The sequence below is a fragment of the Roseateles koreensis genome, from assembly GCF_028595305.1.
GTDB lineage: Bacteria > Pseudomonadota > Gammaproteobacteria > Burkholderiales > Burkholderiaceae_C > Paucibacter_A > Paucibacter_A koreensis.
This window is the reverse complement of sequence record NZ_JAQQXS010000016.1, coordinates 89623-102717: the sequence shown is the minus strand read 5'-3', so window position 1 is coordinate 102717 and position 13095 is coordinate 89623. Positions and strand designations below refer to the sequence as shown.

Below are 13095 nucleotides of genomic sequence, written 5' to 3'. Positions count from 1 at the left end.
GCTTATCGGCTGTGAATTATTAAAGAACTCAAATCAACCAAACCCTAGAGTTCAATCAATTCGTTGCAAGCAGACCCTGAAGTCTTGCTTGCTGCTATCAACTTGTCGTCAACAGCACAGAAGCGAGATTATGACTTGTTTTTACTAAACTCGTCAAGTGTTTTAAACAATTTATTCAACAACTTGTTTAAAACGCTTTCAATCAACACCCCCCTTCGCCACCCCTGACTTTCATCAGTCCGCCGCTTCGAAAGAAGCAACTTGTCAGCAGCGAAGCCCTCTACTGTAGCACGGTATTCCTGGTCTTGGCGAACACTTCACCAAAAATTTGATGAAGGCTTGCCGAACGGCTTGAACAGCCCCAGCGATGACATCGCTACCGGGCCGCAAAAGACGCTGCAGTCAGGTTGAACGGAATGCCAAAGTCAATGATTTCGTCGCACGGCGCTGAACGCGGCTTCCACGGCGGCCTGCGGGTCTTCGCTGGCCGCTAGGTCGGGCAACAGGCGAGCCAAACGGGAGGCGTCCGCCCGAAGTACCCGCTGCTTCACCGAGGGTATTTGAGACGGATGCATCGAGAAACTGCGCAAGCCCATCGCTAACAGTAAGTCAGTGAACAAGGGGTCACCAGCCATCTCACCGCAAACGCTCACGGATTTATCCGCGGCGCGCGCCTGTGCAATGGTTGTCGCCAGCAGATGCAGCACCGCCGGATGCCAGGGGTCATACAGATGCGCCACCGCCTCATCGGCGCGATCAATCGCCAGGGTGTACTGAATCAGGTCGTTGGTGCCAATTGATACAAAGTCGACATAGGGCAGCAGCAAGGGAAGCATCAGGGCTGCAGCGGGGATTTCAATCATGACGCCCAAGTCGACCTTGGTGAAGGCCCGCCCTGCGTCGGTCAGTTGCTGTTGAACTTTTTTCAACGACTCCTGAATCTGCCGCATCTCACCCAGGTGTGCGACCATGGGGATCAAGACCCGCACTTTGCCGAACGCGCTAGCTCGATAGATTGCGCGCAATTGCTGGCGGAACATGCTGGGCTCGGAGAGGCTCCAACGAATGGCCCGCAACCCCATGGCGGGATTCAAGACGTGTTCATGGCGCAATTCGCTGGCACTCATGCGGTCCAGCGGCTTGTCTGCGCCCACATCGACCGTGCGAATGGTGACGGGCAGGCCGCGCATCGCCTCGACGGCCGCCCGATAGGCCAGGAACTGCTCCTCCTCGTCGGGCAATTCGCCCTCCCGATTCATGAACAGGAATTCGCTACGAAACAAGCCAACGCCGGTGGCGCCGGCATCGATGGCGGCCGTTGCATCTGCTGGCAGTTCAATATTGGCGTGCAGAGCGACTTTTTCGCCATCCAGCGTGACGGCGGGCGTATGGCGCAGCCGTGCCAGGCGGGCACGCTCCAACTCGCTTTGACGCTGACGGAAGCGATATTCCTCCAACATGATGGGCGAAGGATTGACGATCACCGCGCCGGCATCACCGTCGATGATGACCCAATCGTCTTGGCGGATCAGGCGCGAGGCTTCTCTTGTGCCGACCACGGCCGGAATATCCATGCTGCGCGCGACGATAGCCGTGTGCGAGGTTTTGCCGCCAATGTCGGTGATGAATCCATGAAACACACTCCGCTTGAACTGCATCATGTCGGCGGGCGCGATGTCTGCAGCCACCAGCAGCAGCGGGTCTTCGCCCGCGAAGTCGCGCTGCACCACACTGGCGGCATCACTGGGTGTGCGCCCTTGCTCGCGGGCCAAGGCACTCAAGATGCGTTCAACCACCTGCTCAAGGTCCGCCTTGCGTTCGCGCAGGTAGTCGTCTTCCATCTCGTCGAACTGGCGCGCCAGAACTTCCAACTGCGCAGACAAGGCCCATTCGGCGTTGTAGTGCCGCTCAACAATCCACTGCCGGGTGGCGCCCACCAAGGCCTCATCGTGCAGAAGCATCAAATGCACGTCCAGCAAGGCCGCCAACTCATGCGGGGCGTCGTGCGGCAGGTCCTGCTTGAGTGCTTCAAGCTCCTGCGCTACCTCATCACGCGCCTGAGTGGCTCGCTGAATTTCGGCGATGACCTGCTCGTCAGTAATGAAATAGTGCGCCACGTCGACGCGGCTGGACGTCACCAAGACGGCGCGGCCAATAGCCACGCCACGCGATACCGGGATGCCAAAGACCTGGAAGCTCATGCCTTGACTTTAGCAGCCGGCGGGGCTGTCGGGTGTCGTCATTGAATCGTCATTCGCGCGTCACGGCTGCGTCACCCGCAAGACCGAGCATGGCAAGGCTTTCAACGATTTGAACTGAGGCTGCCCATGAGGGATCTACCCCTGCCGACGCTCCCCTTCTCCGATCTGCGCCCTGTGGCCAGCGACCGGAGGTCACTTCATCCCCCCAAGGCGGACGAAAAGGCTGCTGCACGCCCGACTGCAGCACGGCTGGACGTGGCTTGGGCGCGCAGCGATGCAGACATTCGGCAAGCCCAGGCGCTGAGATACCAGGTTTTTGCTGAAGAAATGGGGGCACGCTTGTGCACCCCGAAGGGCACTCCACCCGGCCTGGATGTGGACGCGTTCGACGCGTTCTGCGAACACCTGCTGGTGCGTGAAGTCCGCAAGGACGGGGATCTTGGCAAGGTGATCGGCACCTACCGGGTGCTCACCCCTGCGGCCGCCAAGCGGGCGGGCGGGCTCTACAGCGAGACGGAATTCGATCTGACTCGCCTGCGGAGCTTGCGCGATCGCATGGTGGAGTTGGGCCGCTCCTGCATTCACCCCGATCATCGCTCCGGGGGTGCCATCATGGTGCTTTGGGGCGCCTTGGCGGAGTTCATGCTCCGCAATGAGCTCGACACCATGATTGGCTGCGCCAGTGTGAGCATGCGCGACGGCGGGCATTTCGCCGCCAGCCTGTGGAAACAACTGGAAAAAACCCACCTCGCTAGCATCGAGTGGCAGGTACGCCCCCGGTTGCCATTGCCCGTCGAGGAATTGCGTCACGATCTCCCCGCAGAAGCGCCGCCGTTGATCAAAGGATATCTGCGTTGCGGCGCACGCATTCTGGGCGCGCCGGCGTGGGACCCGGACTTCAACACGGCCGATCTGCCAATGATGATGCGCATTGCCGACCTGCCCGCACGCTATCGTCGGCACTTCATCGAGTGAAGGAACACTGACCGGCCGTCAAGCTCATGCCGGTCAGTGGAAGTTCGAGCTTACTGGCCTTCGCCGAACTTGTCGTTCACCAGGGCGGTCAAGGCGTCGTGCGCGGCCTGTTCATCGGGCCCCTCGGTTTCTAGCTCAACCTGCGAGCCCAGTCCGGCTGCCAGCATCATCACCCCCATGATGCTCTTGGCATTGACACGCCGGCTGTTGCGGCTCATGAAGACCTCACATTGGAAAGAGCCGGCCAACTTGGTCAACTTGGCCGATGCGCGGGCATGCAAGCCCAGCTTGTTGCTGATGGTCAAAGTGGATTTGATCATTGAGGTTAGGGCTTAGAAGAAAAATTCGAAGACGACTCATTGCAAAGCATGATGCCTGCGGTGCCCCCCTCCAGCGCGCGCTGGGCGAGCACAGCCAAAGGCTCACACGCATAGCAAAGCGAGCGCCACAACATGGGCGCATTGACGCCGCACAACACCTGCACCGTATCGCTGCGCAAACGCAGGGCGGCATTGTGGGGAGAAGCGCCAAAGACGTCGGTCAGCACAAGACACTCGGCATGACCCGCAGCCACCAAGAGCGCCCGAGCCTGCGCCTCAATCATGTCCTGAGACATGTCGGGCATCACGTCGAGTACCGACAGCTGTGCCGCGCATTGCGGAAACGTATGCTCTGCCACTGCCTTGAGGGCAGAGGCCAGAGGCGCATGGGCGATCACGAGAAGTCCGGGCATGGCGACATTATCAATGCTGAAATAAACGGGGCAGAATCAAGATCGAAGAGTTCAATCAAGACTTCACGAGCCCAAGCGCACGCCGTCCAGAAAAGTTTGCCAAGTACCCGCGTCTGGCTTGGGGCTCAACATCACGGCCTGGTAAACCCGCCGCCCCCGGGTGAACACCGCAAGCTGCGCCGCCTGCGAACCTGACAGCATCAACTGCTGCATTGCCGCGGGATTGGGTGTCATCCCCGCAATCTGCACCGCCTGTGCCTCTGCGCCGCTGGCCGCCAGTTTAGTGGTCAGGCTTGCCCGCATCTGCGTCAAAGCCGGTGTGACCATCGGCAAGTCTGGTACCTCCGCCCATGACAAAGAAAAGCTCATGCCGCCCGACTTGCACTGCGCAAGCCCCATGACGCCACTGGCGTTGCTTACGCTCTGTGCACCAGATGCACCCGGCGCTGGCGCCATGTTCGGTCGGCTCAGCACCTCAGGCTTGCAGGGAAATAAAGCCAGCAAGTCAGCCCCCTCCGGGCGCACCTCGCGCCAGTCCAGGGCGAGCGAACAAGCGCCCAGCAGAACAACCAAGGCCGGCGCCCAGCCCCAAATCTGTCGTTGATACAGCATCGTCATGCGGGGATTATCGGAGGCGCCGCGCACAACGCGTGGCGGACAATCCCACAATGCAACAAACGGCCTCACTCATCGACTCGATTCCCGCCATGGCGCTTGCCGGTGTGCGGGTGCTGGACCTCTCGCGCGTGCTCGCCGGCCCCTGGTGTACCCAAACGCTGGCCGACCTGGGTGCCGACGTGATCAAGGTGGAGCGCCCTGGCTCGGGCGACGACACCCGCGCATGGGGCCCGCCCTACTTGAAGGACGACGCCGGCGCCGACACCAGCGAGGCCGCCTACTACCTGGGGGCCAACCGCAACAAGCGCTCCATTGCCATCGACATTGCCACGCCGCAAGGGCAAGGCTTGATTCGCCACCTAGCGGCCAGCGTCGACGTACTGGTCGAGAACTTCAAGGTGGGCGACCTGGCTCGCTACGGACTGGACGCACAAAGCCTGCAGGCGGAAAACCCCGGGCTGATCGTGTGCTCCATCACCGGCTTCGGCCAATCAGGACCCTACAAAGACCGGGCCGGCTACGACTACGCCGTGCAAGGCATGGGTGGCCTGATGAGCGTCACGGGTGAACGTGACGACTTGCCCGGGGGTGGTCCACAAAAAGTGGGGGTCGCCGTCGCCGACCTCTTCACCGGGCTGTATGCCACAGTCGCTATCCTCGCCGCGCTGCGCCACCGCGATGCGACCGGCCAGGGCCAGACCATCGACATGGCCTTGCTGGACACCCAGTTGGCTATGCTGGCCAATCTGGGAGCCAATTTCCTCTGCACCGACAAGGCGCCGGGGCGCATGGGCAATGCACACCAGAACATCGTGCCTTACCAGGTGTTCGAGGCAAGCGACGGCCATCTGATCGTTGCCGTGGGCAATGACACGCAATTCACCAAGTTCAGCGCCATCCTCGGCCATCCAGAATGGGCAGTCGACCCAAGATTCAGCCATAACTCGCAACGTGTACGTCACCGGGAAATTCTGGTACCGCTTATCTCTGGCGTTATCAAAACGAACTCCCGGCAACACTGGCTGTCCGCCATGGAGGCCGCGAAAGTCCCGTGCGGAGCCATCAACAATCTGGCCGAGGCCTTTGCGGACCCCCATATCCAGGCGCGTGAGATGACGGTACCCATGGCGCATCCCTTGACCGAGCGTCTTCGGCTGGTTGCCAGCCCGATCAAAATGTCCGTCACGCCTGTGCGTTATCGGCAGCCGCCGCCCCTGCTGGGGCAGCACACCGAAGACCTGCTGCGCGAAGCGGGGCTGAGCGATGCCGAAATTGAATCCCTGATTCAAGCAAAGGTCGTCGCTAAAACACCATGAATATGTGAAAACTTGCGCCATTACCGGCCGACGATTCCGCATTACTTCGAATTCCCCCGGATTGGGGGATAGACGTTGCATGCCATCCCCGATGACGATGGCGACCGCTGCGTGCCCTGTGCCAAAGCGCCAAACAGGTACTCAGGACGATACGCAGATTGCAAATCCGCATGACCACGACAACGCCGCCCCCCAACAATGCGCTTTCAGCCAATGCCGCCGCCAACGACGTCGCCATTGGGCCGAACCACGCGCAATGGGGCGAGATTGTTCAGCTGCTGGGTGCTGAAATCGCTGGGCCCTTAAGTTCCGCGCTAGAGCGCATTCACAACTTGGTCAGCACGGGACAGATCGACCGGCAAAGCCTGAGAGCACTGCGCGAGAGCGTCTCACAAGCCCGCGAGGCCGGCATGATCGGGCAGCAGTTGGCACGCCTAGCCTCTGGGCGTTTGCGCATCTCGCGGGAGCGTCTCCATCTCACGCAAATCCTGCGCAGCGTGCTGACACAACGCAGCCGCGAAACCCAGGCCCGCGGTATCCAGATCCGCCAAGTGCTCAAACCCATCGAGGTGCTGGCCGATGGTTCCTTGCTGTTCTCCCTGCTGAATGCGGTGATGGACTGGGCCATTGCCAATACCCATTCATCCATTGACCTTCGCCTGGACTTGACCTCTTGGCCTGCCAAGGCACGGCTGGTCTGCCGATTTGCACACCGCTCACTTGATTTGTTAGACGATCCGCGCAGCCAGGAGTTGCCGCAGGCCATGAACTCACTGGGCTGGCGCCTGATTGAACAAACGGCCATCACCATGGGCGTGCTGCCCCTGCGAGAAGACGAGGCCGGCATCACCGTGCTGACACTGGAGTTTCCGCATACCGTGGGTGAAGAGCCCGGGCTCTCCGGCGACGGCACCGCCCGCGAAGCCTCAAGCGCACCTGAGCAAACTGCCGCCAAAGCCAACAAGCGCCTGACGGACTACCAACCCTCCAGCAACTCCAAGCCCCTGGCCGGTAGCCACGTGCTGATCATTGCCGAAACGCGTGATTTGCGAAACCAGATTCAAGCCGCCATCCAACACATGGGCCTGATCGTCGACGTGGTGGGCAGCATGGACGAAGCCACCCTGTTCTGCGCCGAAGGCCTGCCGCACGGCATCGTGTTTGAAGGTGCGCTGCGCGGCCCCGACTTCGACATGCTGTTCGAAGACATCATGCGCGAGGTGCCCTTGTTCACCTTCATCGAGGTGATGGCCACGGCGCACACCACCCAACTCTCCACCGCCACCGCCGACGGTCTGGCTCGAATTTCGCGCCAGCACCTCGCCGACGCCCTGCCTTCGATACTGCTGTTCGAGCTGTCCAAAGAGTTCTGACCCTTTTCATGGGCAGCGGACGGGTGGCCGGGTAAACTTCCCCCATGAAGTCAATTCGATGGATCGCCCCTGCCCTGCTACTGGCCGCCTTGGTTATTGGGGGCTATTGGGCCTCCCAACACCTGGGCAAGAACGAGACGGCACCGCCTGTCCGCTATGTGCTGCTGGATGGCACCCAGGCAGATGCCAGTCAGTGGGCCGGCAAAGTCATGCTTGTGAACTTCTGGGCGACCAGTTGCACGACCTGCGTAAAGGAAATGCCCGAAATCATCGCCACCCACGAAAAATTCAAGGGGCGCGCCTTCGACACACTGGCCGTGGCCATGAGCTACGACCCACCAGCCTTTGTCGCCAATTTCGCCGAAAGCCGGCGCCTGCCCTTTGGCGTGGCCATCGACAACACGGGTGAAATCGCCAAGCAATTTGGTCGGGTCCAACTCACGCCCACCACCTTCTTGATCAACAAGCGCGGTGAAATCGTCAAACGCTACGTCGGCGAGCCTGATTTTGCGGCGCTGCACAGCCTGGTCGAAAAGCTGCTGGCTGAAGGCTAAATCCTCCTACGCCGGCCCAACCAGCCGTCGCCGATTCAAATAAAAAGCCGCTGAAGGCATGAAACCTCAGCGGCTTTTCACTGGGTGCCAGCTGACGCTCAGTCAGCGAGCCTGACGCCTTACTTGCTCGGAGTGCCTTGCGCCGCACCAATCGCGGTTGTCGCGTGCTCGGCCTGCTGGTCGGCGTGATAGCTGGAGCGCACCATGGCTCCCACGGCGGCGTGGCTGAAGCCCATCTTGTAGGCCTCGGCCTCGAACATCTTGAAGGTGTCCGGGTGCACATAGCGGCGCACCGGCAAATGGTGGCCACTCGGCGCCAAGTACTGGCCCAAGGTCAGCATGTCGACATTGTGGGCACGCATATCGCGCATGACCTGCAGGATTTCTTCATCGGTCTCGCCAAGGCCCACCATGATGCCGCTCTTGGTGGGCACATTTGGCACTTCGTCCTTGAAGCGCTTGAGCAGGTTCAGGCTGAACTGATAGTCGGAACCCGGCCGCGCTTCCTTGTACAGACGCGGTGCAGTTTCGAGGTTATGGTTCATAACATCGGGCGGCGCGGCGCGCAGAATATCAAGCGCGCGGTCGGCACGGCCGCGGAAGTCAGGCGTCAGGATTTCGATCTGGGTGGCCGGGCTCAACTCACGCACCTTCTGGATGCACTCGGCAAAGTGGCCGGCGCCACCATCGCGCAAATCATCGCGATCCACGCTGGTGATCACCACGTACTTGAGCTTCAACGCGGCGATGGTCTTGGCCAGATTGAGCGGCTCATCCGCATCCAGCGGATCTGGGCGGCCGTGGCCCACGTCGCAAAACGGGCAGCGCCGCGTGCATTTATCCCCCATGATCATGAAGGTGGCCGTGCCTTTGCCGAAGCACTCGCCGATGTTCGGGCAGGACGCCTCTTCGCAAACCGTATGGAGTTTGTGCTCGCGCAGGATTTGCTTGATTTCGTAGAAACGGGTGGAGGGTGAACCCGCCTTTACTCGAATCCAGTCGGGCTTTTTCAGCATTTCCGCCGGCACGATCTTGATCGGGATGCGCGCCGTCTTGGCTTGCGCCTTTTGCTTGGCGCTGGCGTCGTAGGCCTCGCCAGTTTTCAATTCGTGGGTGGTGTTATCGCTCGCCATTGCCGCCTTCTTTACCGTCGTCTTTGCCGGCTCTTTTGAAGCCCGTTGGGTTCAGCGCTCCAGTTGCGCGCTGAGGCGCTCACCGAACCGCTCGGCCACCGTGGGCCAGTCCGCACAAACCCCAAGTGTAACGAGGTCCACCGTGGCGAGCCCGGCGTAACCACAGGGGTTGATCCCGTCGTAGGGCTTCAAATCCATCGCCACATTGAGCGCCACGCCGTGGTAAGTGCAGTGACGACTCACCTTGATGCCCAGCGCGGCCACCTTGCCCAGGCCTTGAAAAGGATGAAGCGGGTCGACCGGGCCGGTCAGCGCCGCATGGGCGCCCGGGTCGCTCAAGCGCACATAAATGCCCGGCGCGCCAGCCACCCGGTGGCCGGTCACCCCGAACTGCGCCAGCGTTTGAATAACGGCCGCTTCCAGGCGAAACACATACTCCCGCACAAAATAACCGGCGCGTTGCAGATCGATCAGCGGGTAAGCCACCACCTGCCCGGGGCCGTGATAAGTCACCTGCCCGCCGCGGTTGGTTTGCACCACCGGTATGCCAGCTGCATTCAGCACGTGGTCAGCCTTGCCCGCCAAGCCTTGGGTGTAGGTGGGCGGATGCTCGCAGAGCCAGATTTCATCCGGCGTGTCGGGGCCGCGCGTTTCGGTGAACTCACGCATGGCGGCCACGGTGGCTTCGTAGTCCACGCGCCCCAGGTTTTTCACAACAATCATGCCGTCCAGCCTCGCCTGCGCGGCCTACAGCACGACCTTGACCATCGGGTGAGTGGTCAGGGTTCGATAAAGCTCGTCGAGCTGCTCCCGGCTGGTGGCTGTCACGGTGAGGGTCAGACCCAGGTAATTGCCGCCCTTGCTGGGACGCTGCTCAACAGTGGCAGCGTCGAAGCCGGGATCAAAACTCTTCGCCACCATCACCATGGCCTCCACAAACCCCTCCACCTGAGCCCCCATCACCTTGATGGGAAACTGCGAGGGGTACTCAATCAACGACTGTTCGGGCGGAATCGGATTCATGGCCATGGGATTCAAGTTTCAAATGGATTGGACACGCTTGACCTCTTGGTAGGCCTCGTACAACCGGGCGTAGACCGGGCCGGGTTTGCCGTGCAAAGCCCCGTGGCCGACGGGTGCGTGGTCCAGGCGGGTGACGGGCAGGACTTCTTTGAGGGCGCTGCTCAAGATGATTTCATCGGCGGCAAACACCTCGGCCTCAGTGATCGGCCGCAAGTTGTAGCCCACTCCGGTCTCAGCGCACAGTTCACGCAGCAACTCTACGCGAACGCCTTCCAGCACATGCTCGCTCTTGGGTGGGCCCAAGAGCGCCCCTTCCTTGACGATCCACACATTGGACGACGAAGCTTCGGTCAGGAAACCATCACGGAACAGAATGGTCTCTGCCGCCCCCTGATCCGCCGAAATCTGGCGGGCCAGCACATTGCCCAGCAACGAAATGCTCTTGATGTCGCCCCGCTCCCAGCGGAAATCACGTGCCGTCAGGCAAGCCACGCCCTGGTGGCGCTCCTCGGCCGTCGCGCCTTGCGCAACTGTGCTGTAGGCAAAGACAGTCGGCTGAATATGGGTGGGCATGACGTGATTGCGGGGTGCCACGCCCCGGGTGACCTGCAGGTACACGGCTTGCACGGGAGCGTCGACCTTGTCGATCAAACGCCGGGCCAGCGCCAGCCAATCATCACGCATCAAGGGGCAACTCAGGCGCAGCTTGGCCAAATTGCGCTCCAGCCGGTCCATATGGGCTTCGAAGCGAAAAATTCGCCCCTCATACACCGGCAACAACTCATACACACCGTCGCCGAAGATAAAGCCACGGTCCATCACCGAAACCTTGGCTTCACCCAAGGGGGTGTACTCACCGTTCAGGTAACACATCACTTCGGGCAACAAGTTCGTGTGCATGCCAAAGTCCTCCGAAGCCTTGAGCTTACGCCCAAGTGGTGACGAGTTACTTGATCCAGAGCCGCAAAGAGTCCCAGGCGCGGCCCAGCAGACCGGATTGAGGAACGGCCTCCTGAACAACCAGCGGCACCTCAGACACTGGCGCACCCGCTGCCGTCAACACCTTGATGGTACCCACACGCTGGCCCTTGGCCAAAGGTGCCACCAGCGGATCGGTGCGTTCGATCTTGGTTTGCAGCTTGGCGCCATCCCCCCGGGGAACAGCGACAAACACGGCCCCCGCAGCGCCCAGCTTGGCCTGAGGCGCGGTGCCCTTCCAGACAGGCACGGTGGCGATGGCCTGGTCCTTTTCAAACAAGCGCACCGCGTCGAAGCTGGCATAACCCCAGTTCAGCAGTTTCTGGCTTTCGCTGGCACGAGCCTCTTTGGAGGCGGTGCCCATCACCACGCTGAGCAGTCGACGTTTGCCGTTAGGAAAATCGCGCTGTGCGCTTGCAATCAGGCAATAACCGGCGGCGTCCGTGAAGCCGGTTTTCATGCCGTCCACGGTGGGATCCCGGCGCAAAAGCAAATTGCGGTTGTCCTGGCGGATCTTGTTGAAGGTGAAGTCCTTCTGCGAGTAGTAAACGTAGTACTCGGGGAAATCTTGAATCAGGTGCGAGGCGATCACCGACAGATCGCGCGCGCTGCTCTTGTGACCCGGTTCGGTCATGCCGGTGGGGTTCTTGAACTCGGTGTTCTTCAGGCCCCAGGCCTGCGCCTGGCGGTTCATCATGGCAACGAACTGCTCGACCGTTCCGGCCACGCCTTCCGCCAAGGCCACCGAGGCGTCGTTGCCTGACTGGATGATCATGCCCTTGACCAACTCTTCAACCTTGGGCGTCATCGTGGTGTCGATAAACATCAGGGAAGGGTCCCCCTTGCGCTCATCCCACGCACGCTTGGACACCGTCAAGGTCTGGTCCAGCGTGAGCTTCTTGTCGTGCAGCGCACCGAAGACGAGGTAGGCCGTCATCAGCTTGGTCAGCGAGGCGGGGTCATTGGGCCGGTCGGCGTCGTACTCGGTCAGCACGCGGTTGGCGGTCATGTCCAGCAGCAGGTAGCTGCGCGCGGCCAATTCGGGTCCTTGCGGCACCTGAGCCACAGCCGTCATGGAAGTGAATGCGCTGGCGGCGGCCAGTGCGAAGGCAATCAGTCGTTTCATCGGAAAAGGTCTCGAAGGCAGTGAAGCAGGGGCCGCTCAATGGGCAAGTTATTGACGCAGTTTATGGAGTCAACTCAACCAAGCGCGCAGCACGATGCTCTTGAGCAGCGGCAGCTGCCCATGGAAAAAATGGCCCACACCAGGCACCACGGTGATGGGGAGAGATTGCGGGCGCGCCCAGTCGAGCACAGCGCTGAGCGGCACCACGTCGTCTTGCTCGCCGTGGATCACCAGGGTGTCGGCGGGCACAGGCGCGGTATCAAAGCGGCTGGTCGCAGGCCCCACCAGCACCAGGCGCTGGGCGCGCTCGGCCTCGGGCAGGCGCAGCGCTGCTTGCGAAGCCACAAACCCACCGAAAGAAAACCCGGCCAGCACCACGGGCTCGCCCGGCTCACGCACGGCTTGCAGCACGGCCAGGGCATCGTCAATCTCGCCTCGGCCTTCGTCCCATACGCCTTCGGATTTGCCAATACCGCGGAAATTGAAGCGCACGGTGCGCAACCCCAACTCCACAAAGGCGCGCGCCAGGGTCTGCACCACCTTGTTGTCCATCGTGCCGCCCTGCGTGGGATTGGGGTGGCAGATCAGCGCCAAGCCTTTGGGCGTGACGTGGCCAACAGGCCGGTCAATCGCACACTCGATGGCGCCGGCCGGCCCGGCGATCACCTGTTTCTGAGTACGAGGGTTCACAGGAGAGGCCCCTCTCAACGGCCGACGTTGTTGGGCAACACAAGGCGCTCAACCACTTGGCCGTGCTTCAGGTGTTTGTCGACGATTTCGTCGATGTCGGCGTTGTCGACATAGCTGTACCAAACCGCCTCGGGATAAACCACCGCCACCGGGCCGCCCGCGCATCGGTCCAGGCAACCCGCCTTGTTGACGCGCACAGCGCCCGGCCCGCCCAGGCCCAGGTCGCGCACGCGCGCCTTGCAATGATCAAAGCCCTGCTGCGCGCCGTGTTGGGCGCAACTGTTCTCGCCGCTCTCGCGCTCGTTCAGGCAAAAGAAGATGTGGCGTTCAAAATAACTCATGCCGCTATTGTAGGCAGGCCCCTCGGGCGTCGCC

The 13095-nt window shown here is 61.3% G+C and carries 15 protein-coding genes; 4 read left to right on the top strand and 11 right to left on the bottom strand.

All coding sequences use genetic code 11. From position 1 onward, the window contains the following. Nucleotides 1-425 precede the first annotated feature (425 nt). Nucleotides 426-2201 carry a phosphoenolpyruvate--protein phosphotransferase gene (gene ptsP / locus PRZ01_RS16840; RefSeq protein WP_273597960.1) on the bottom strand — a complete coding sequence of 592 codons (1776 nt, stop codon included), beginning with the start codon at nucleotides 2199-2201 and terminating at the stop codon, nucleotides 426-428. 126 nt (nucleotides 2202-2327) lie between these two features. Here ptsP and PRZ01_RS16835 point away from each other — a divergent pair, with 126 nt between their 5' ends. Beyond that, nucleotides 2328-3176, top strand: coding sequence for a GNAT family N-acetyltransferase (locus tag PRZ01_RS16835; RefSeq protein WP_273597958.1), 849 nt, complete (start codon nucleotides 2328-2330; stop codon nucleotides 3174-3176). A 50-nt stretch (nucleotides 3177-3226) separates the two neighbouring features. Here the strand turns inward: PRZ01_RS16835 and PRZ01_RS16830 are convergent, their stop codons facing one another. From PRZ01_RS16830 to PRZ01_RS16820, 3 genes are all read right to left on the bottom strand, one after another. Further along, nucleotides 3227-3496, bottom strand: coding sequence for an HPr family phosphocarrier protein (locus tag PRZ01_RS16830; protein ID WP_058721956.1), 270 nt, complete (start codon nucleotides 3494-3496; stop codon nucleotides 3227-3229). 5 nt (nucleotides 3497-3501) lie between these two features. Then, nucleotides 3502-3909 carry a PTS sugar transporter subunit IIA gene (locus PRZ01_RS16825; protein ID WP_273597956.1) on the bottom strand — a complete coding sequence of 136 codons (408 nt, stop codon included), beginning with the start codon at nucleotides 3907-3909 and terminating at the stop codon, nucleotides 3502-3504. 63 nt (nucleotides 3910-3972) lie between these two features. After that, entirely contained in the window at nucleotides 3973-4527 is a 555-nt protein-coding gene (locus PRZ01_RS16820; RefSeq protein ID WP_273597954.1) for a hypothetical protein, read from the bottom strand. 50 nt (nucleotides 4528-4577) lie between these two features. Here PRZ01_RS16820 and PRZ01_RS16815 point away from each other — a divergent pair, with 50 nt between their 5' ends. From PRZ01_RS16815 to PRZ01_RS16805, 3 genes are all read left to right on the top strand, one after another. Further along, complete coding sequence (locus tag PRZ01_RS16815) at nucleotides 4578-5843, top strand: CaiB/BaiF CoA transferase family protein (protein ID WP_273597952.1); 1266 nt, start codon at nucleotides 4578-4580, stop codon at nucleotides 5841-5843. 170 nt (nucleotides 5844-6013) lie between these two features. Continuing rightward, a complete protein-coding gene (locus tag PRZ01_RS16810) occupies nucleotides 6014-7216 on the top strand; it encodes a sensor histidine kinase family protein (protein ID WP_273597951.1) in 1203 nt (400 codons plus the stop codon). Between the two features lie 44 nt (nucleotides 7217-7260). After that, entirely contained in the window at nucleotides 7261-7770 is a 510-nt protein-coding gene (locus PRZ01_RS16805) for a TlpA disulfide reductase family protein (protein WP_273597950.1), read from the top strand. A gap of 119 nt (nucleotides 7771-7889) precedes the next feature. Here the strand turns inward: PRZ01_RS16805 and lipA are convergent, their stop codons facing one another. The 7 genes from lipA to PRZ01_RS16770 form a co-directional block, all read right to left on the bottom strand. Then, nucleotides 7890-8903 carry a lipoyl synthase gene (gene lipA, locus PRZ01_RS16800; protein WP_273597947.1) on the bottom strand — a complete coding sequence of 338 codons (1014 nt, stop codon included), beginning with the start codon at nucleotides 8901-8903 and terminating at the stop codon, nucleotides 7890-7892. Between the two features lie 51 nt (nucleotides 8904-8954). Beyond that, nucleotides 8955-9626 carry a lipoyl(octanoyl) transferase LipB gene (gene lipB / locus PRZ01_RS16795; protein ID WP_273597946.1) on the bottom strand — a complete coding sequence of 224 codons (672 nt, stop codon included), beginning with the start codon at nucleotides 9624-9626 and terminating at the stop codon, nucleotides 8955-8957. A gap of 24 nt (nucleotides 9627-9650) precedes the next feature. Beyond that, on the bottom strand, nucleotides 9651-9926 hold the full coding sequence (locus tag PRZ01_RS16790) for a DUF493 family protein (RefSeq protein WP_273597945.1): 276 nt from the start codon (nucleotides 9924-9926) through the stop codon (nucleotides 9651-9653). Nucleotides 9927-9944: 18 nt separating this feature from the next. After that, nucleotides 9945-10826, bottom strand: a complete 882-nt coding sequence (locus tag PRZ01_RS16785) for a D-amino acid aminotransferase (protein WP_273597944.1) — start codon at nucleotides 10824-10826, stop codon at nucleotides 9945-9947. Between the two features lie 46 nt (nucleotides 10827-10872). Continuing rightward, complete coding sequence (locus PRZ01_RS16780; RefSeq protein WP_273597943.1) at nucleotides 10873-12030, bottom strand: D-alanyl-D-alanine carboxypeptidase family protein; 1158 nt, start codon at nucleotides 12028-12030, stop codon at nucleotides 10873-10875. A gap of 69 nt (nucleotides 12031-12099) precedes the next feature. After that, nucleotides 12100-12720, bottom strand: coding sequence for an alpha/beta hydrolase (locus PRZ01_RS16775; RefSeq protein WP_273597942.1), 621 nt, complete (start codon nucleotides 12718-12720; stop codon nucleotides 12100-12102). A 14-nt stretch (nucleotides 12721-12734) separates the two neighbouring features. After that, entirely contained in the window at nucleotides 12735-13061 is a 327-nt protein-coding gene (locus PRZ01_RS16770; protein WP_273597941.1) for a (2Fe-2S) ferredoxin domain-containing protein, read from the bottom strand. Nucleotides 13062-13095: the final 34 nt, after the last annotated feature.

Bases quoted from the DNA above. Each gene is read 5' to 3' on its own strand.
- ptsP (WP_273597960.1), bottom strand. From the start codon at position 2,201: ATGAGCTTCCAGGTCTTTGGCATCCCGGTATCGCGTGGCGTGGCTATT.
- PRZ01_RS16830 (WP_058721956.1), bottom strand. From the start codon at position 3,496: ATGATCAAATCCACTTTGACCATCAGCAACAAGCTGGGCTTGCATGCC.
- PRZ01_RS16790 (WP_273597945.1), bottom strand. From the start codon at position 9,926: ATGAATCCGATTCCGCCCGAACAGTCGTTGATTGAGTACCCCTCGCAG.
- PRZ01_RS16805 (WP_273597950.1), top strand. From the start codon at position 7,261: ATGAAGTCAATTCGATGGATCGCCCCTGCCCTGCTACTGGCCGCCTTG.
- lipB (WP_273597946.1), bottom strand. From the start codon at position 9,626: ATGATTGTTGTGAAAAACCTGGGGCGCGTGGACTACGAAGCCACCGTG.
- PRZ01_RS16785 (WP_273597944.1), bottom strand. From the start codon at position 10,826: ATGCACACGAACTTGTTGCCCGAAGTGATGTGTTACCTGAACGGTGAG.
- PRZ01_RS16780 (WP_273597943.1), bottom strand. From the start codon at position 12,030: ATGAAACGACTGATTGCCTTCGCACTGGCCGCCGCCAGCGCATTCACT.
- PRZ01_RS16770 (WP_273597941.1), bottom strand. From the start codon at position 13,061: ATGAGTTATTTTGAACGCCACATCTTCTTTTGCCTGAACGAGCGCGAG.
- lipA (WP_273597947.1), bottom strand. From the start codon at position 8,903: ATGGCGAGCGATAACACCACCCACGAATTGAAAACTGGCGAGGCCTAC.
- PRZ01_RS16815 (WP_273597952.1), top strand. From the start codon at position 4,578: ATGCAACAAACGGCCTCACTCATCGACTCGATTCCCGCCATGGCGCTT.
- PRZ01_RS16835 (WP_273597958.1), top strand. From the start codon at position 2,328: ATGAGGGATCTACCCCTGCCGACGCTCCCCTTCTCCGATCTGCGCCCT.
- PRZ01_RS16820 (WP_273597954.1), bottom strand. From the start codon at position 4,527: ATGACGATGCTGTATCAACGACAGATTTGGGGCTGGGCGCCGGCCTTG.
- PRZ01_RS16810 (WP_273597951.1), top strand. From the start codon at position 6,014: ATGACCACGACAACGCCGCCCCCCAACAATGCGCTTTCAGCCAATGCC.
- PRZ01_RS16825 (WP_273597956.1), bottom strand. From the start codon at position 3,909: ATGCCCGGACTTCTCGTGATCGCCCATGCGCCTCTGGCCTCTGCCCTC.